The sequence below is a fragment of the Aminobacter sp. SR38 genome (genome assembly GCF_014843375.1).
Classification (GTDB): domain Bacteria; phylum Pseudomonadota; class Alphaproteobacteria; order Rhizobiales; family Rhizobiaceae; genus Aminobacter; species Aminobacter ciceronei.
The window spans coordinates 3,937,244-3,954,500 of sequence record NZ_CP062112.1 but is presented as its reverse complement, the minus strand read 5'-3'; the positions used below and the strand labels follow the sequence as shown (position 1 = coordinate 3,954,500).

The following is a 17,257-nucleotide window of genomic DNA, read 5'->3' as shown; positions in this document are numbered from 1 at the left end:
GATTAGCGGCTGATCAGTCTTCGCCCTTGACCACTCCGACGAAGGGCAGCTCGCGGAAGGCGTGCGCCACATCCATGCCATAGCCGACGACGAAATAGTCGGGGCAGTCGAAGCCGACATAATCGGCATTGAGGTCGGTCTTGCGGCGCATGCGCTTGTCGAGCAGCACAGCGATCGAGCAGCTCTTGGCGCCGCGCGACATCATCAGCTCGCGGGTGAACTTCAGCGTCTTGCCCGATTCGAGAATGTCGTCGATCAGCAGGACGTCGCGGCCGGCAACCTCGTTGTCGATGTCACGCAGCACGCGGACCTCGCCGCTCGTGGTGCCGGCACCATAGCTTGAAATGAAGATGAATTCGACCTCCGGCGACAGGCCGACGTCGTGCATGGCGCGGATCAGGTCGGCGGCGAAGATGAACGAGCCCTTCAGCACGGAGATGACCAGAAGGTCAGTGTAGTCGTGCGCCGCGATATCCTTGGCGAGTTCGAGATTGCGCCGTGCGATCGCCGAGGCGGAGAACAGCACTTCGATTTCCTTGTCGCGCACAACAGGCATGACAGCATCCTATTCCGAGAAAGCGACCGTGACGGTCTTTACCCCGTTCATAGGCACGTCGAGCCGGCTCGAAAAGTCCCATCTTGCGCCGGCTGCCACCGGAACCGTGCCTGTCCCCAGCCTGTAACGCAGGACTTTACCGTCATCGCCGGTGACGGCGATGACGATCGGCGGCAGCGATGCCGCCCTGTTTCCGTCGTTGAAGGCGGTGCCGTCGACGAGCAGAAGCGGCTTGCGGCCGGAGCTGTCGATGCGCGAAACGACGTCGGCGAGGCGCAGCTTCGGCGCCTGCCATGACAGCGGAAACGCCGCAGCATGCAGCACCTGGTGTCCGCCGGCGACCCAAAACGCCATTGCCACCAAGGAGATACCGGAGAGCCAGAAGATCGGCCCGCCGCGCGTCGGCCGGGCGTCCAGCCGCGAATGCGCTGGCCTGAGCATCTCCATTCCGCCCCGATTGGCTGGCTGAGTGGCGAGGACAGTCTGGACGGCGGATGATTCGTTTCGGCGATCGGCGCGAGCCACGACTTCGAAATCGGCGTCGATAATGTCCAAGGCAGGCGCGCGCCGGGGTTGGGCGGATGTGTCGCGGCCGTCATCGGTCATGATTTCGCCGGAAACCGGGCGTGCTTTCCGCTGCTCAGCCATCAGACCCCTTAGACATTCTGCCGAGAGGGGGTAAACGGAAATGGTTAATGCTTCGCCACCGAGGTGCTTCGGCGCCCCATTCCGGACGGAAAATTAACCGTCTCTTAACCATGCGGACCCATGGTCGTTTCGTAGAAACGGGCAGCCAGGGTCCCGATGAATCTCCGTGGATTCGCAAGTTCCCAGGGTTTCGTAAGTTCCCAATGTTTCGCAAGTTCAAGGTCTGCAGCACGTGATCCGCTTCGAGAATGTCGGCCTCAGATACGGGATGGGACCGGAGATCCTGCGTGACATCTCCTTCCACATCCCCGAGCGCTCGTTCCAGTTCCTGAGCGGGCCGTCGGGCGCGGGCAAGACCACCCTGCTGCGGCTGCTGTTTTTGTCGCTCAAGCCGACGCGTGGCCTGATCAGCGTCTTCGGCAAGGACCGTTCGCGCATCTCGCGCACCGAGCTGCCGCTGATGCGCCGGCGTATTGGCGTGGTGTTCCAGGATTTCCGCCTGCTCGACCACATGACCACCTACGAGAATGTGGCGTTGCCGCTGCGCGTGCGCGGGCGCGAAGAGGCAAGCTACCGCACCGACGTCACCGAACTGCTCAAATGGGTCGGCCTCGGCGAGCGCATGCATGTGCTGCCGCCGGTGCTTTCGGGCGGCGAAAAGCAGCGCGCCGCGATCGCCCGCGCGCTGATCGAGCAGCCCGAGATCCTGCTGGCCGACGAGCCGACCGGCAATGTCGACCCGCCACTGGCGCGGCGCCTGCTCAGGCTGTTCATCGAGCTCAACCGGCTTGGCACCGCGGTGGTGATCGCAACCCACGATCTCGGCCTGATGGACCAGGTCGATGCTCGGCGCATGATTCTCGCCGGCGGAAGGCTCGACATCTATGACTGAGGCCCAAGCCGACAGCAGCACACACGACGAGGAATTCGAGGACGAATTCGAGGATGCGCCGCTCCAGCAGCCGGCGCCAAGGCTGCAGCGCAAGACCGCCCCCATCGTGCCGTCACAGAACATCGCCGGCCGTGCGCTGGTGCTGGTCATCGCCATCATGACGTTCTTGTCGTGCCTGACGCTGGGTGCGGTCACGCTGGTGCGCGACACCGCCTCGGTGTGGGAAAACCAGATCGCCCGCGAGGCGACGATCCAGATCAAGCCCGCCGAAGGGCTGGACATGGAGGCGGCACTGGAGACGGCCGCACGCATCGCCGGCGAATTCGCCGGCGTCAGCGGCACCAAGATCGTCGATCGCGCCGCTACCGCGCGGCTGCTCGAACCGTGGCTCGGCTCGGGATTGAACATCGACGAGCTGCCGGTGCCGCGGCTGGTGATCGTCACCATCGACCAGAGCAGCCCGCCCGATTTCGGCGCGATGCGCCAGGCGATCAGCCCCAAGGTGCCAACCGCCACGCTCGACGATCACCGCACCTGGGTCGACCGGCTGGTGGCGATGGCGCGCACGACGGTCACCATCGGCACCGGCGTGCTGGTGCTGATGCTGGCAGCGACTGTGCTGTCTGTGGTGTTTGCGACGCGTGGCGCCATGGCCGGCAACGGCCACATCATCGAGGTGCTGCATTTCGTCGGCGCCGAGGCCAATTTCATAGCCAGCGAGTTCCGCCGTCACTTCCTGCTCACCGGCATGACGGGTGCGGCCGCCGGTGGCGTTGCCGCTGTGGTGGTCTTCATCATCTTTTCGTGGTGGTCGTCGCTCAATCTCGCGACGCCGGAAGCCGACCAGGCAACCGCCCTGTTCGGCAACTTCGCCATCGGCCTGAACGGTTATCTCGGCGTCGCCGTGATCGTCGCTGTCATTGGCGCATTGACTGCCGCGACATCACATTTCACCGTCGTCAGCTATCTCGGCGACATCGACGTGCAGCATCCGGAAAGGATGTGATCACCGATGATGTCACTTTGTTGCAGAATGTGCTTAGATAGGCGCTGCAAAAGCCGCAATCCCTGCTTAACCATGGCTTCGTGATGGGTCAGAACGCGCTCGCCGCATCGGGGACGGTTTCCGGATCAAAAACCTACCCGGCCGGGCTCAAGCCGCGCCGGAGAAGTGTTTTTTTGCGCCGCATTTTGTTCATCCTCGTCGCAGCAGCCTTCATCTTCACCGGTGGCTTCGCGCTGTTTGCAACCCATGTCAGTCGACTGACCACGCCGGCCAACCCTGCAAAGGCCGACGCCATCATCGTTTTGACCGGCGGCCAGTCGCGGCTGGATGCGGCACTTGACCTGCTCAAGGCCGGCAAAGGCGAACGCCTGCTGATCAGCGGCGTCCATCCCTCGGCGACGCGCCGGCAACTGCAGCTGGCGACTCGCAGCGACAAGTCGCTGTTCAACCGTGTCGACATCGACCGCGCCGCGCTCGACACCATCGGTAATGCCGAGGAAAGCGCCAAATGGGTCGAAAGCCACGACTACGCCCGTGTCATCCTCGTCACCAACAACTACCACATGCCGCGCAGCATGCTGGAAATGGGCCGGCTTTTGCGCAAGGCCAGCCTGGAGCCCTACCCGGTCGTCAACTCCAAGCTTGGCGAAGGCCGATGGCTGACCAAGCCCGAAGCGTTCCGCGTGCTGTTCACCGAATACAACAAGTACCTGCTGGCGCTGGCGCGCGGCATCGTGCCGGTCAAGCCGACCTCGGACGGCATGGTCGTGGTGCAGGCCGCCGCCGAATAGGCACTCTGCCACGCAAAAGCTCATTCCAAGGCGAAGCGGCGTTTTCCTTTTTGGACGGCTTGGTGTAACCAACGGCGAAATCCCGTCCTCAGGCGCCCCTCACCAATGCTCCATATCCGCTCGCTGGCATTCAACTTCGTCTTCTATGTCAGCCTGATCGCCCAGATGATCTTCTGGACGCCCTACTATTTCCTGTCGCCACGCCACCGCGCCTGGCTGGTCCCCAAATTCTGGGCGCGTTCGAGCCTGTGGCTGCAGGAAAAGATCGCTGGCACGAAGAGCGAGGTCATGGGGCTCGAGAACCTGCCTGCGGGTTCGTTCATCCTGGCGCCCAAGCACCAGTCGTTCTGGGACGCCATCGCCTTTTTCCCCTACCTGCGCGACCCGCTCTACATCCTCAAGCGCGAGCTGATGTGGATCCCGTTCTTCGGCTGGTACATCGCCAAAATGAAGATGATCCCGGTCAACCGTGGCAAGCGCTCGGCAGCCCTGAAGGCCGTTGTCGTGGCAACCCGCCGGGAAATGCAGAACGACCGCCAACTGATCATCTATCCCGAGGGCACCCGCCGCGCGCCCGGCGACGAGCCGGCCTACAAGTGGGGTATCGCCGAACTTTATGCGGCGCTCAACATGCCCGTCGTGCCCGTCGCCCATGTCGCCGGCCTATACTGGCCGCGTCGCAAGTTCCTGCGTTACCCCGGCACCATCAAGGCGCGTTTCCTGAAGCCGATTCCGGCGGGCCTTTCGCGCGAGGAATTCATGCAGCGCCTGATCTCGGAGACCGAGGCCGCCTGCGACGAGTTCCTGATCGAAGCCGCCCGCTCGAAGAACCCGCCCCCCATGCCGCCCACGGCGCTGAAGCGGCTGAAGGAACTGGGCGTAAACACGTGACACTGTTCCCGACCGGCCGCCGAACATTCTTCCTGCAAGAAATCGGGGAGCCGGAGGCGAACGTCCTTCGCGTTGTCGTGGCAGAGGCGAGTGCCCAGGAGAACGCAACAACAGTTCCTGGGACAGACTTCATAGCCCGACCAGTCATGCCGGTAACCAACGAACAGTCCTGGCAACTGACGTGGGATTCCTACATTGCCTATGCGGTTCGCAACGAGAGCTATTGGCAGTCGGATAATCGGCCAGATTGTGATGATCGCCTGCTAGTGCGATCGCAATCGGCCTTCCTTGATTTCGTCGGGGCGTCAACCTTCGCGTCCGACGATTTCCCGGGAAAATATTCGCACTGGGAGCTTATTTGCGCGGATCACGTCATCGATGTGGTTTCGACTTCTGGTCCGTACATAGAAAGACGGCTTACTCGCGCGTGACCATCCTGATTAGCCCGGTACCATTCGCCGCTCGTGTTCGAGCAGCCAGCGCTTGCGCCAGAGGCCACCGCCATAGCCCGTCAGGTCGCCGCTGGCGCCGACCACCCTGTGGCACGGGATGACGATGGCGATCGGGTTGGCGCCGTTGGCGCGGCCGACCGCACGTATGGCTGCGGGGTTGCCGATCTCGGCGGCGAGGCCGGAATAAGTCACCCAGACGCCCGCAGCAATGCGGCGCAAGCCGTCCCAGACCTGACGTTCAAAGGACGTGCCCTGCGGTGCCAGCCGAGTTGCGAACTCTGCAGACGTGCCAGCGAAATAGGCGGAGAGTTCCGCCTCGATCTGATCGATCGGTGCGGCCCTGCCGAAGGCGATGGCCGAGCCGGTGACCGCCTGCAGCTTGCGCACCTCTGTCGCCAGCGCCTTTCGCTCGAGGAATTCGAGGATGTGAAGGGCATGCTGGTCCGCAATCGCGATCATCGGGCCGATGGGCGTCTCGATCCAGTCGGCCTTGAGCATGGTCTTGCCGCGCAGCTTGGCCGGCGCCTCGCCGAGCAGCCGGGTGACAGCCGCGCGAAATCCGCTGCCGGAATCGAAACCCGCCTCGACCTGGGCGTCGACGACGCTGTCACCTGACGTCAGCCTCTCTGCCGCTTGCCCCAACCGGCGCAGCCGCGCCATTTCGAGAAAGCTCATGCCGAAACGACGCTTGAAGGCGCGGCGCACTGTCGAGGCATCGAGGCCCATGGCGACGATATCGGCCTCCAGCCAGCGCCGCTCCGGCTCGCGTTCGAGTGCTTCGACCAGCGCTGCGACCAGTGGCTCAGCTTCGCCCGAGCCCATCATCGGCCGGCAGCGCAAGCAGGGCCTGAAGCCGGCATGCAGGCATTCGGCGGTGGTGTCGAAGAACTGCACGTTCTCGCGCTTGGGCTTGCGCGCCGAGCAGGTCAGACGGCAGAAGATGCCGGTCGTCCTGACGCCGACATAGGCAAAACCGTCATAGCCTGCATCGCGGGCGATCAGGGCATCATAAAGCGTGTCGTCATCGGGGCGTTGGAACAGCATGGCCGATCCTTAGCGCGTCTCCGCTCGGCGCGCCGCCGAAAAACGGGCGTTGATTTTGCCTCCTGACACAGAACTATTTGCCGACCAGACGTGCCACCTCTTCGAGCCAATGGTCGCGAATGCCGAGCGCCCTGAGATGCTCGACGGTGCTGAGCACATAATCCTCGTTGCGGCCCGACTGGCCGACGGCTCCGGTGACGATTTCGGCCGCGTGCGCCGCGTCGAGATTGCCGGCATACTGATGATGCTTGCGGTCGGCGATGTAGCACACCGCCTCCGCCTTTCCGCCGCCATCGAGCTGGATGGTCAGCTGGCGTTCGAGATAGACGCTGGTGACGAGCTCGCGGTCCCTGAGATAGGCAAGCACCTCGTCGCGCAGGTCGCCCGGCACGCGGAAGGCGAGGCCGACGCAGGAGCCGCCACGGTCGAGGCCGAGCACCAGGCCCGGCCGCTGCTCGGTGCCACGATGGACCCAGGAGCGGATGCAGAGCGAACGACGAAACCCCATCAACCGGGCACGGCGCGTCTCGACATGCGCGAAACCTGGCCGCCATATCAACGAACCGTAGCCAAAAACCCAAAAATCGCCCATATCGCCAGCCTGTTGGTGATCGCGGTGAACAGAACCGCGTTAGCGAGAGCCCGAGCATGCCGTCAAGTCAGGAACCAAGAGCAAACTACAGCCGCCGCTTCATGTGGCTCGGGCTTTTCATCGTGCTCCTGTTCGGCGGCTACAGCGCCGGATGGTTCTGGTTCGCCGGCAAGGCCGAGAGCGAGGTGCGCAAGGCGATCGCCGGCATCAACCGCGATGGCGTGTCGCTCGAATGCGCCAACCCAGAGATCAAGGGTTTTCCGTTCCGCATCGGCCTGTTCTGCGACCGGCTGGACTACGAGGATGCGGGGCGCAGGATTTCGGCCAGCGCCGGCAGTTTCCGCACCGCCGCCCAGGTCTATCAACCTATGCACTCGGTGCTGGAGATCGACGGCCCGCTCAGGATCGCCGCGCCCGACCTGCCTCAGTTGCAATTCAACTGGGATTTGCTGCATGCCAGCGCCAGGATCGCAAAACCCCTGCCAGAGCGAATCTCGGTCGAAACGCTCAAGCTTTCCGGCCAGGCAGCGTTCATCGACGGCGTCGCCAAGCCGCTGTTCACCGCCGAGCAGACGCAGACGCATCTGCGCCCGAACGGCGCCGACATCGATCTCGCCGGTACCTTCACCGGTCTGCAGATCGACCCGCAGGCGATCGGCGGACGCACGCTGCCCAAGCTCGACGGCAGCGCAGACACCTCGCTCAACAATGGTGTTGCCCTTGTGGAAAGCAGGCAGCCGGCGCTGCGCGGCCAGTCGGGCAGCATTCGCTCGCTGACGCTGACGTCGGGCGGTACGACCGGCGTCGCACTCAGTGGCCCATGGTCGGTCGGCGACGATGGGCTGATCGATGCAGATCTCAAGGTGACGATCCAGAACCCGCGCGAGCTGTCGCGCATCCTGTCTCAGGTCATTCCGGAGCAGGCCAAGCAGTTCGAGACCGCCTTCACCGGCCTCGCTTTGCTCGGCGACGCGCCGACCCTGCCGCTCAAGATCGTCAAGGGCAAGGCGACTTTGGGCTTCATTCCGCTCGGCATGGTGCCGGCGGTAGATTAGGGGAGTAAGGCAGTAGGGGAGTAGGGGGACGATCCCCTATTCCCCTATTCCCCTATTCGCGTATTCCCTAACCCTTCGCCGGATGCTCGATGGCCTCGCGGCCGAAGTTCGGCACGTCGACTTCCTGGCCGGCGTCGATGATCGAGCGGCGGATGGCACGGGTGCGGGTGAACATCTCGAACAGCTTGTCGCCGTCGCCCCAGCGGATCGCCCGCTGCAGCGACGCCAGGTCTTCCGAGAAGCGCGCCAGCATTTCCAGGATCGCGTCCTTGTTGTGCAGGCAGACGTCGCGCCACATCGTCGGGTCGGAAGCCGCCAGACGGGTGAAGTCGCGGAAACCGGAAGCCGAATATTTGATCACTTCCGACTTGGTCACCGACTCCAGATCGTCGGCTGTGCCGACGATGTTGTAGGCGATGATGTGCGGCAGGTGCGAGACGATGGCGAGCGTCATATCGTGATGTTCGGGATCCATCGTATCGATGTTGGAGCCGCAGCGGCGCCAGAACTCCGACAGCTTCTCCAGCGCCACCGGATCGGTATCAGGCAGTGGCGTGAAGATACACCAGCGGTTCTCGAACAGCTCGGCGAAACCGGCATCGGGGCCCGACTTCTCGGTACCGGCCAGCGGATGGCCGGGGATGAAATGCACGCCCGCGGGTACATGCGGGGCCATCTGCGCGATGACGGAGGCCTTGGTGGAGCCGACGTCGGTGAGGATGGCGCCCGGCTTCAGCGCTAAGGCGATGTCGACAGCCACCGCTTCCGAAGAGCCGACCGGCACCGAGACGATGACGAGGTCGGCATCCTTGACGGCTGCCTTGGCGTCGGTCGAGTAGCTGTCGCCGAGACCGAGTTCCTCGGCGCGGGCGAGCGTGGGTGCACTGCGGGTGGAGATCGCAATGTGACGGGCGAGTCCTTCACGGCGGATGACGCGTGCCAGCGACGAGCCGATCAGGCCGATGCCGACGAGGGCGATCTTTTCAAAGAGAGGATCTGACATGGTTCAACTTTTCAGGAATTCGGTGAGTGCGGCAACGACGCCGCGATTGGCTTCTTCGGTGCCGATGGTCATGCGCAGCGCGTTGGGGAAACCGTAGCCGGTGACCCTGCGCAGGATATAGCCGCGCGCCGTGAGATGGTCGTCGGCGGCTGCGGCCGAGTGCTTGCCGTCATCGGGGAAGTGCACCAGCAGAAAGTTGCCGACAGAAGGCGTGACGCGCAGGCCGAGCTTTTCGAACTCGGCGACCAGCCATTCCGCCCATTTGGCATTGTGGGCAATGGTGCGCTCGACATGGCCGCGGTCTTCCATCGCCGCCACGCCGGCTTCGATCGCCGCCGCATTGACGTTGAAGGGACCGCGCATGCGCTCGAGCACGTCGATGACGTGCGCCGGCGCATAGATCCACCCGATGCGCATGCCGCCGAGGCCGTGGATCTTGGAGAAGGTGCGCGTCATCACGACGTTCTCGTTGGCCGCGACCAGTTCGACACCCGACTCATAGTCGTTGCGGCGGACATATTCGGCATAGGCAGCGTCGAGGACGAGCAGCACGTTCCTGGGCAGTGCCGCGTGCAGGCGGCGCACCTCCTCGAACGGCAGGTAGGTGCCGGTCGGGTTGTTGGGGTTGGCGAGGAAGACGATCCTGGTCTTCGGCGTCACCGCCGCGATGATGTTGTCAACGCTGGCCTTCTCGGCATCCTCCTTGGCAACGACCGGCGTGGCACCGGCTGCCTGGGTGTAGATCTTGTAAACCATGAAGCCGTGCTCGGTGTAGACGGCCTCGTCGCCCGGCGAGAGATAGCTCTGGGACAACAGGCCCAGCACTTCGTCGGAGCCATTGGTGCACAGGATGTTGGCAGGATTCAGCCCATGGGTCGCCGCGATCGCCTGCCTCAGGCGTGACGCCGACCCGTCGGGATAATACTCCATCTTATGCGATAGCCTTTGGACGGCCTCGATCGCATGGGGCGAGGCTCCGAGCGGATTTTCGTTCGACGACAGCTTATGGACCTTGGCGACGCCTGCCGGAGCGGAGCTCTTGCCGGGGACATAGGCTGCGATGTCCATGATGCCGGCGCGGGGTTCGGGGCGAATCTGCTCGGGTGCCTTGGTCATTTCGAAATATCCTGGATTGGCGCCTCCGGCCGGAGGCCGCAGCGGAAATACCGCCCGGTGCACGCAATGTCGAGGAAAACCGGCGGAACCGGGCGGTCTGGCCGGACGAATGGGTCGCGGTTGACGCAATCCCCGACCGGGCGTAATAGCAGGGCATAGACCCGTGGTGATTTGGCCGGTCGGCTTGCAGCCACGTTAAACAAGTCGCTAAAGGGCCGTTTGCGATCCGTAAACCGGCTTTGCGACAGCAATGCCGGTTTTGTTTTTTTGGAGTTCGCACAGTGCCGATCAAGATCCCGGATCAACTCCCCGCCCGCCAAGTGCTGGAAAAAGAGGGCGTGTCCATCATGGATGAGCAGACAGCTCTCCGCCAGGACATCCGTCCGCTGCAGATCGGCCTGCTCAACCTGATGCCCAACAAGGTCAGGACCGAAACGCAGATCGCGCGCCTGATCGGCGCCAGCCCGCTGCAGGTCGAACTGACGCTGGTGCGCATCGGCACCCACAAGGCCAAGAACACCTCAGAAGATCACCTCATCGCCTTCTATCAGACCTGGGAAGAGGTCAAGGATCGCAAGTTCGACGGCTTCATCATCACCGGTGCGCCGGTGGAACTGCTGCCTTTCGAGGACGTGACCTACTGGGACGAACTCAAGCAGATCATGGACTGGACGACGACCAACGTGCACTCGCCGTTCTTCATCTGCTGGGGCGCGATGGCGGCCGCCTGGCATTTTCACCGCGTTCCCAAGCACACGCTTGAGCACAAGGCGTTCGGCGTCTACCGCCACAACAACAACGCGCCTGCCTCGCCCTATCTCGCCGGCTTCTCCGACGATTTCGCCATACCGGTGTCGCGCTGGACCGAGGTCCGTGCCTCGGACATCCCCGAAGGCTCCGGCCTGGAGCTTTTGATGGAATCGGAAGAGACCGGCCCGAGCCTGCTGGCCGAAGAAGCCGGCAACCGGCTCTACATGTTCAACCACATCGAATACGACTCGACCTCACTCAAGGAAGAGTATGACCGCGACGTGGCCGCCGGCGTGACGATTGCCGTGCCGCACGAATATTACCCCGACGACGACCCGCAGCGCCGGCCGCTGAATCGCTGGCGCTCGCACGCCCATCTTTTGTTCGGCAACTGGATCAACCGCGTCTACCAGACCACCGAGTACGATCTGGAAAACATCGGCAAGGGCCGCTAGCCTCCCCGAACAGGACCGCGCTCGACGCCGGGCGCGGTCCTTTGATGCCCTGCTGGTCCTGGAAACCCTTCGTCTGCAGCCGGCGATGGGCTCGAACATGCCGTCATCGATATCGCTGTGGCCGTCGAGAACGCGCACAACGTCGACAAGCAAACGGAAGACGCTTGATCCGATCGAGCATGCGCTGGTGGTGAAAGCCTGACGCCTGGTAGCCGACGCTTAGGGCAGGTCAGGGGTGGGCAGCGGCTGTCGGCTTTTGGAAGAGTCTCCAGGAAAAGCAGACATTGGTGGGTTAGCGAATTGAACAAGCAGCTAAAGCGCCTTCATTCGCACCTGACGCGGACTCTTCCCATATTTGCGGGTAAAGCGATGACTGAAGTAGCCGGGATCGTTGAAACCGTTCGCGAATGCTATGTCCTGTATCGTCTGGCTGCGCTGATTTAGGCGTTGGAGCGCACGGTAGCAGCGATCGAGACGCTCGTTCTCGATCCATTTATGAAGTGACGTTCCTGTGGCGCTGAAAAGCTTGTGCAGGTAGCGAACAGAAATACCCGCCTTTGCCGCAACGAAAGAAACCGAAAGCTCCGGATCCGAGAGGTTGACTAGCACGATGCTGCGAATGCGGCGGATGAGATGATCGTGGGATTGCGTGAGGCCATTGCCGCGCGATGAACCGTCATTGGGCTCGGAATCGGCTATGAGGTCGAGAATGGCGGTGGCCAGCGAGTATCCGGCCTGCGGGCCGATACCTGCGGGATCGGCAGCGAGCGAGCCAAGTATCTGGGAGGCTAGGCCGCTGGCACCGCTTTGCCCACGGAATACATGTCCGCACAGCCTGTCGGTACTCAGCCCCCGGTGGACGAACTCGTTGCGCGGAAACCGGACGACGATCCGCCGAACTGGACCATCGAACTCGACAGAATAGGGCAGAGTGGCGTCAACGATGGTGAAGTCCCCGGGCGTCAGCCGGACATCGCGGCCTATGTGGCGGGTTACACCGCTCCCGTCTATCTGCAGTGCCAGCAGATAATCCTTGCCATTGTCCCGCCCGATATTGGCAAGGCTTCGTTCGATCACGACGGATTCGCAGTCGACGAACGAACAGTCGAGGAAACCAACCCGGCTCTTTCGAATCTTGGCGTGGTAGGCGTCGGTTTCGGACCGATGCGCCGACAAATCAGCGATCTGGCAGATTGCCTGCTGGAAACTCGTAAATCGGGCGGTCGGATCGACCGCATCGGTGGATAAGACAGTAATCATCGGCACCAACAACCCTGGATACGTTACCGCAGCGATTGGTCTCTCACAAGCCCGCAACGCTACCCATGGGAGTGCACAAACGCAGCATTTGTCGTGCACGATTGCACCACGACATTTGTCCGCGCCGACGCTTTACTAAGGCCAAGCAGTGGTGATCACAACCACGCATTGGGGAACAACGGGATGAACGGTACTTCACGGAAAATGACAGGAGTCGCGCTGATTGCGTTCGCATTGGCCGCGACCACCGCCTTGCCGGCCTCGGCCGTAGATCAGGGCGCCATCGATTTCGCCAGGAAGGTGGTCGATCAGGCCACCAACACGGTGATGTCGCGTGACCCGCTCGGTGCGGGCTCGTCGCGCTGGACCGGCGCCGAGACATCACCGAAACCCGTGAAGGACGCGACGATCGCGGTTGTTCCATGTCCTCTCGCACTCTCGGTCTGCCAGACCGCTCTTGCCGACGCCACAGCCGCCGCCGAAGCCATAGGGTGGAAAGTCATCCCAATAGATTCGAAAGGCGATCCCGCCGTCGCTCAAAAAGCCGTCGAGGCGGCAATCAACCGCGATGTGAGTTGCGTGCTTACCATCGGCTCACCTTCGCGAGATATCCGCGCCCAGATCCAGCGCGGGAAGGAAAAGGGGATTGCCTTCGTGACGGGCTTCGCCGACGACCCGAGGGAGTTTGGCGGCGACATCGGCTTCGGCATTGATCAGACCGCAGCGGGCAAGCTTCTTGCGGCTTATGTGGTTGCCAATGGTGGCGGCAATGTCGTCATGTTTACCGCCTCCGCCTTTCCGCAACTGGGGGAGCGTCTCCAGGGGTTCAAGGATTATCTCGCAGAACATGGCGGCGACGTCGCCAAGGTCGTGGAAGACGTGGAGTTCAATGTAGGCGCGGGCGCTTCCGACCTGATCACCAAGACACAGGCGCTGCTGACCAAGCATCCAAAGGATAGCATCCGGTGGGTGCTGGGGCCGTATGACGAAGCGCTCGTTCCGGTGCTCGCAACCGCGCGGCAACGTGACCGGACCGAGATCAAGGCGTTGGGCTTCGACGGCGAACCTGTCGCGCTGGACTCCATCGTTTCCGGCGGCGGTCAGGTCGCGACGATCAGCTGGGGCCTGGAATGGGTGGCCTGGGCCGGTATCGACGAATGCAATCGCGCCATCAACAAGGCCGAGGTCGGCGTGAACAAGGACTTCCCGCTTCAACTGACCATCCAGTCGAATGCTGCGCCGGGCAAGCGCTACGATCCGGGCTTCGATTTCAAGGCGAAGTTCCGTGAGAGCTGGGCGGCGGCTGAGTAGCCTGCGGAACAGACGCGTCAGGGCCGTCGCGGCGGACATGCAGTCCGCCGCCGGCTTCATTCGCTCGCGGAGCAAGCATCGATATGTCCATTCTCCAGTTCTCCAACATCTCGAAGACCTTCGGTGAGACCCGTGCACTGAAGGGAGTGGATTTCGATTTGCACGAGGGCGAAATCCACGCGCTGGTCGGTGAGAATGGCGCGGGGAAATCGACTCTCATCCGGATACTCGCGGGAGATTTCCCACCTGATACGGGCTCCATGATGCTGGCCGGAAGTCCGCTGCGGCTCCTGCATCCCAGCGATGCGCTGGCTGCAGGGATCGGCTTCGTCCATCAGCGGCCGCCCTTCATTGCCGATCTTTCAATTACCGAGAACTTTCTCCTCGGCCTTCCATATCAACATCGTCGGGCCGGCCTGATCGACTGGAAAGCCCAGCATCGCGAGTGTGAGGCAAGCCTGGCGTCGCTGGGACTGTCCGTCGATCCGCGGACGCCTCTCGCCTCGCTGAGCGCGCATCAACGCCAGATGGTGGCATTGGGAAGGGCGTTGCTCCGCAAGCCCAGACTCCTGGTGCTCGACGAGATCACGGCGTCCCTGTCCGAACCGGAGGTCCGCACCCTCCTCGACACCATCCGCAAACTGAGGAAGCGGGGCGTCAGCGTCATCTATGTCAGCCATCGCCTTGAAGAGGTCTTCCGGATCGCCGATCGCGTGACCGTGTTGCGCGACGGTCGGCGCATATCGACCACGCGGCTTGACGAGATGACCGAGGCCGGACTGGTGCGCGACATCGTCGGCTCCGACATGCAGGACCTGTTTGCGCGCGAAGACGGACCGGTCGGCCAGAAACGGGAAACGCTGGTTTCAGTTCAGGGGCTCAGCGACAACAGACTTACCGACATAAGCTTTGACATTGCCAAGGGCGAGATCGTCGGGATAGCCGGCCTTGGAGGCTCGGGCCGGTCGCGCATACTGCGGATGATTGCGGGCGCATCGCCGCGAACTGCCGGCGATGTCCTTGTTGAAGGCAGGCCTGCCGCAATCGGCTCGGTGCGGGAGGCGTTGCAGGAGGGCATCGCCCTCGTGACGGAAGAGCGCAGCCATGACGGTTTCGTCGAAACGCTGCCTATCTGGCAGAACGTATCGCTGCCTTGGGGAAGCCGTTTTAAAACAAAGGGCTTTTTGAACCTTCGCGTCGAGCAGCGCAAAACCGAGGAAGCGACGCGACGGTTCTCTGTACGGATGCCCTCGATAAACGCCTCGATGCTGGCCCTATCCGGCGGAAACCAACAAAAGGTGATCTTCGCGCGCTGGGTGCTGGGTCCGGTTCGCCTGCTCCTGCTCGACGAGCCGACGCATGGCGTCGATATCGGTTCGAAGACCCAGATCTATGGCGCCATTCGCGAGCTTGCCCATGAAGGGCGCGGCATTCTGGTGGTGTCTTCCGAACTGGAGGAACTGCAAGCCCTGTGCGATCGAGTCCTTCTGCTGAAGGGCGGGACGATCATCGACGAACTAAGGGGCTCCGATATTTCCAAGGATGCGATGCTGCATCGCCTCCTGTCTTCCTCTGACAGCACAAAGGTCGCCGTATGACGATTCAGGAAATCACCGACACACCGCCCAACACATCGGCGCGCTCGTCATGGATTGGCAGTTTTGACACCGCATCCGCGGCACCCGTAATTTTCCTCGTGCTGCTGATCGTCGGCTTTTCGATCGCCGAACCTGCCTATTTTCCCACGCGCGAAAATTTCGTAACGATCCTCAACGACGGAGCGCTGCTCGCCCTCCTCGCGTGCGGCCTGACGTTGGTCCTGGTCGTCGGCGAATTCGATCTTTCCATCGCTGCGACCGCATCCTTGGCGGGCGCGCTTGCAACCGTCCTGATCACGCAGCTCGGATGGCCGGTCCCGACAGCGTTCCTTGTGGTCCTCGCCAGCGCGCTGATCATTGGAGCCTTCAACGGCGTCCTCGTAACGGTGCTCGAAATCCCGGCCCTGGTTGCGACAATCGGCACGGCAAGCCTGCTTGACGGCGCGACCCTCTGGGTGACCGGTAATTCGGTTATTTTCATGGGCTTCACCGACGCTTTCATATGGTACGGTTCCTGGCGCATCGCCGGGTTGCAGGCGCCCTTCTTCTATCTCCTGGTTTTGGCGATACTGATCGCCATAGCGCTGCGCTATACGGTGACAGGGCGTCATCTGCACGCGACAGGCGGCAATCGGGCGGCCAGCCGTATGGCCGGAATTCGGGTCAACCGAAACGTACTTCTCGCCTTCGTTGCCTGCGCCGTCCTGGCGAGCATCACCGGCTTCATGTACACCGCCAGGCAGGGTTCGCTTACCCCTTTGTTCGGCACGTCGATGATGCTCCCGGCCTATGCCGCGGCATTCCTTGGATACGTGACCCTTGCCAACCGGCGCTTCCACATCCTCGGCACGGTAATCGGCGTTTACATCATCGGGACCGGAACGCTCGGCCTGCTTCTGATCGGCGCTCCGGCCTATTCGCAGCAACTGTTCGCGGGAGCCGTGCTTATCGCTGCGACCGGTGGTTCACGCGTCCGCCACCTGCTGCGCAAGTGAAGTCTGTCATGCCTGGTCTCGCTACAATCGAAACGAGTTTCGTCGGGTCATCGCCCCGGATAGCGGTGGAGAGCGTCGGCAAGGGAGAGCTTGTCGTCTTCATGCACGGCATCGGCGGCAACCGGCGGAACTGGCGTGACAATCTGCCGGTTTTCGGAGAGCATTTCCGCGCCGTCGCCTGGGACGCCAGGGGTTATGGCGACAGCGACGACTACGAAGCGGCGTTGCGGTTCAGGGATTTTGCCGACGACCTGGCCAGAGTCCTCGATCATTTTGGCGAGGAGCGCGCGCATATCATCGGGCTGTCGATGGGGGGGCGCATCGCTATGGATTTCGCTCATGCCTACCCTCACAGGCTTAGTACGATTACCTTGTGCGCGACCAACACTGGTTTTTCCCGCTTCACGCCGGAGGCCCGAGCGGAATTCATCCGCTCCCGCAAAGAACCGCTGATGAGTGGCAAGGAACCAGCCGACATCGCCGAACCCGTAGCGCGATCGCTGATGGGCCCGAAGGCGTCCGAGGCGGCGTTGGCGCAACTCGTAGACAGCATGTCGAGACTGCACAAGCACAGCTACATCAAGAGCATCGAGGCGCTGGTGAACCTCGACACTCATGCGGGCCTCGACCACATGACCGTGCCCGTCCATGTGATGTGCGGGGCGGACGATCCGCTCACCCCGCTCTCCATGTCCAAGGAGATCGCGCAGCTCATTGCGCATGCGACGCTGACCGTGGTGCCGGATGCCGGCCATCTTCTCAACATCGAGAATCCGGCAGCTTTCAACAATGCCGCGCTGAACTTCCTGCTTCGCCACAAGCAGACATAAAGGTCGGCCAGA

General features: G+C 62.6%; 18 protein-coding genes and 1 riboswitch. Of the genes, 11 read left to right on the top strand and 7 right to left on the bottom strand.

Annotated features, from left to right (window positions below):
* Positions 1-13: 13 nt before the first annotated feature.
* The gene (gene hpt / locus IG197_RS19425) at positions 14-556 is read right to left on the bottom strand and encodes a hypoxanthine phosphoribosyltransferase (protein ID WP_067957665.1); all 543 of its coding nucleotides are present in this window, start codon (positions 554-556) and stop codon (positions 14-16) included.
* 9 nt (positions 557-565) lie between these two features.
* Positions 566-997, bottom strand: a complete 432-nt coding sequence (locus IG197_RS19420; RefSeq protein ID WP_246765192.1) for a hypothetical protein — start codon at positions 995-997, stop codon at positions 566-568.
* 439 nt (positions 998-1,436) lie between these two features.
* Between IG197_RS19420 and ftsE the strand changes: the two genes are divergently transcribed.
* The 5 genes from ftsE to IG197_RS19395 all read left to right on the top strand — a co-directional run bounded on the left by ftsE (position 1,437) and on the right by IG197_RS19395 (position 5,215).
* A complete protein-coding gene (gene ftsE, locus IG197_RS19415) occupies positions 1,437-2,096 on the top strand; it encodes a cell division ATP-binding protein FtsE (protein WP_067957659.1) in 660 nt (219 codons plus the stop codon).
* Positions 2,089-3,102, top strand: coding sequence for an ABC transporter permease (locus IG197_RS19410; protein ID WP_192314386.1), 1,014 nt, complete (start codon positions 2,089-2,091; stop codon positions 3,100-3,102). Before ftsE ends, IG197_RS19410 begins: the two co-directional genes overlap by 8 nt.
* Before the next feature lie 173 nt (positions 3,103-3,275).
* The gene (locus IG197_RS19405) at positions 3,276-3,893 is read left to right on the top strand and encodes a YdcF family protein (protein WP_246765191.1); all 618 of its coding nucleotides are present in this window, start codon (positions 3,276-3,278) and stop codon (positions 3,891-3,893) included.
* 105 nt (positions 3,894-3,998) lie between these two features.
* Positions 3,999-4,784, top strand: a complete 786-nt coding sequence (locus tag IG197_RS19400; RefSeq protein WP_192314384.1) for a 1-acyl-sn-glycerol-3-phosphate acyltransferase — start codon at positions 3,999-4,001, stop codon at positions 4,782-4,784.
* The gene (locus tag IG197_RS19395) at positions 4,781-5,215 is read left to right on the top strand and encodes a hypothetical protein (RefSeq protein ID WP_192314382.1); all 435 of its coding nucleotides are present in this window, start codon (positions 4,781-4,783) and stop codon (positions 5,213-5,215) included. The genes IG197_RS19400 and IG197_RS19395 overlap by 4 nt, the downstream gene beginning before the upstream one ends.
* Before the next feature lie 9 nt (positions 5,216-5,224).
* Here IG197_RS19395 and IG197_RS19390 read toward each other — a convergent pair whose 3' ends face one another.
* A complete protein-coding gene (locus IG197_RS19390; protein WP_192314379.1) occupies positions 5,225-6,280 on the bottom strand; it encodes a bifunctional transcriptional activator/DNA repair enzyme AdaA in 1,056 nt (351 codons plus the stop codon).
* 73 nt (positions 6,281-6,353) lie between these two features.
* Complete coding sequence (locus IG197_RS19385; RefSeq protein WP_192314378.1) at positions 6,354-6,872, bottom strand: gamma-glutamylcyclotransferase; 519 nt, start codon at positions 6,870-6,872, stop codon at positions 6,354-6,356.
* Positions 6,873-6,928: 56 nt separating this feature from the next.
* On the opposite strand from IG197_RS19385, the gene IG197_RS19380 reads away from it, so the two are divergent.
* Positions 6,929-7,927, top strand: a complete 999-nt coding sequence (locus IG197_RS19380; RefSeq protein ID WP_192314375.1) for a DUF2125 domain-containing protein — start codon at positions 6,929-6,931, stop codon at positions 7,925-7,927.
* A 67-nt stretch (positions 7,928-7,994) separates the two neighbouring features.
* Here the strand turns inward: IG197_RS19380 and IG197_RS19375 are convergent, their stop codons facing one another.
* Both IG197_RS19375 and hisC read right to left on the bottom strand, forming a co-directional pair.
* The gene (locus IG197_RS19375; protein WP_192314372.1) at positions 7,995-8,930 is read right to left on the bottom strand and encodes a prephenate/arogenate dehydrogenase family protein; all 936 of its coding nucleotides are present in this window, start codon (positions 8,928-8,930) and stop codon (positions 7,995-7,997) included.
* A gap of 3 nt (positions 8,931-8,933) precedes the next feature.
* Positions 8,934-10,046 (bottom strand): histidinol-phosphate transaminase, encoded by a 1,113-nt coding sequence (gene hisC / locus IG197_RS19370; protein ID WP_067957633.1) that lies wholly within the window; start codon positions 10,044-10,046, stop codon positions 8,934-8,936.
* Between the two features lie 153 nt (positions 10,047-10,199).
* A riboswitch (SAM riboswitch) is annotated at positions 10,200-10,277 on the top strand.
* A 50-nt stretch (positions 10,278-10,327) separates the two neighbouring features.
* On the opposite strand from hisC, the gene metA reads away from it, so the two are divergent.
* On the top strand, positions 10,328-11,251 hold the full coding sequence (metA, locus tag IG197_RS19365) for a homoserine O-succinyltransferase (RefSeq protein WP_182575175.1): 924 nt from the start codon (positions 10,328-10,330) through the stop codon (positions 11,249-11,251).
* Positions 11,252-11,563: 312 nt separating this feature from the next.
* On the opposite strand, the gene IG197_RS19360 is transcribed toward metA, so the two are convergent.
* Entirely contained in the window at positions 11,564-12,511 is a 948-nt protein-coding gene (locus IG197_RS19360; protein ID WP_246765406.1) for a helix-turn-helix domain-containing protein, read from the bottom strand.
* A 183-nt stretch (positions 12,512-12,694) separates the two neighbouring features.
* Between IG197_RS19360 and IG197_RS19355 the strand changes: the two genes are divergently transcribed.
* The 4 genes from IG197_RS19355 to IG197_RS19340 all read left to right on the top strand — a co-directional run bounded on the left by IG197_RS19355 (position 12,695) and on the right by IG197_RS19340 (position 17,245).
* Complete coding sequence (locus tag IG197_RS19355; RefSeq protein WP_192314367.1) at positions 12,695-13,822, top strand: substrate-binding domain-containing protein; 1,128 nt, start codon at positions 12,695-12,697, stop codon at positions 13,820-13,822.
* An 83-nt stretch (positions 13,823-13,905) separates the two neighbouring features.
* Positions 13,906-15,420 carry a sugar ABC transporter ATP-binding protein gene (locus IG197_RS19350; RefSeq protein ID WP_192314364.1) on the top strand — a complete coding sequence of 505 codons (1,515 nt, stop codon included), beginning with the start codon at positions 13,906-13,908 and terminating at the stop codon, positions 15,418-15,420.
* Complete coding sequence (locus tag IG197_RS19345; protein ID WP_192314361.1) at positions 15,417-16,415, top strand: ABC transporter permease; 999 nt, start codon at positions 15,417-15,419, stop codon at positions 16,413-16,415. The genes IG197_RS19350 and IG197_RS19345 overlap by 4 nt, the downstream gene beginning before the upstream one ends.
* 101 nt (positions 16,416-16,516) lie before the next feature.
* A complete protein-coding gene (locus tag IG197_RS19340; RefSeq protein WP_192314357.1) occupies positions 16,517-17,245 on the top strand; it encodes an alpha/beta fold hydrolase in 729 nt (242 codons plus the stop codon).
* The last annotated feature ends 12 nt before the right edge of the window (positions 17,246-17,257 follow it).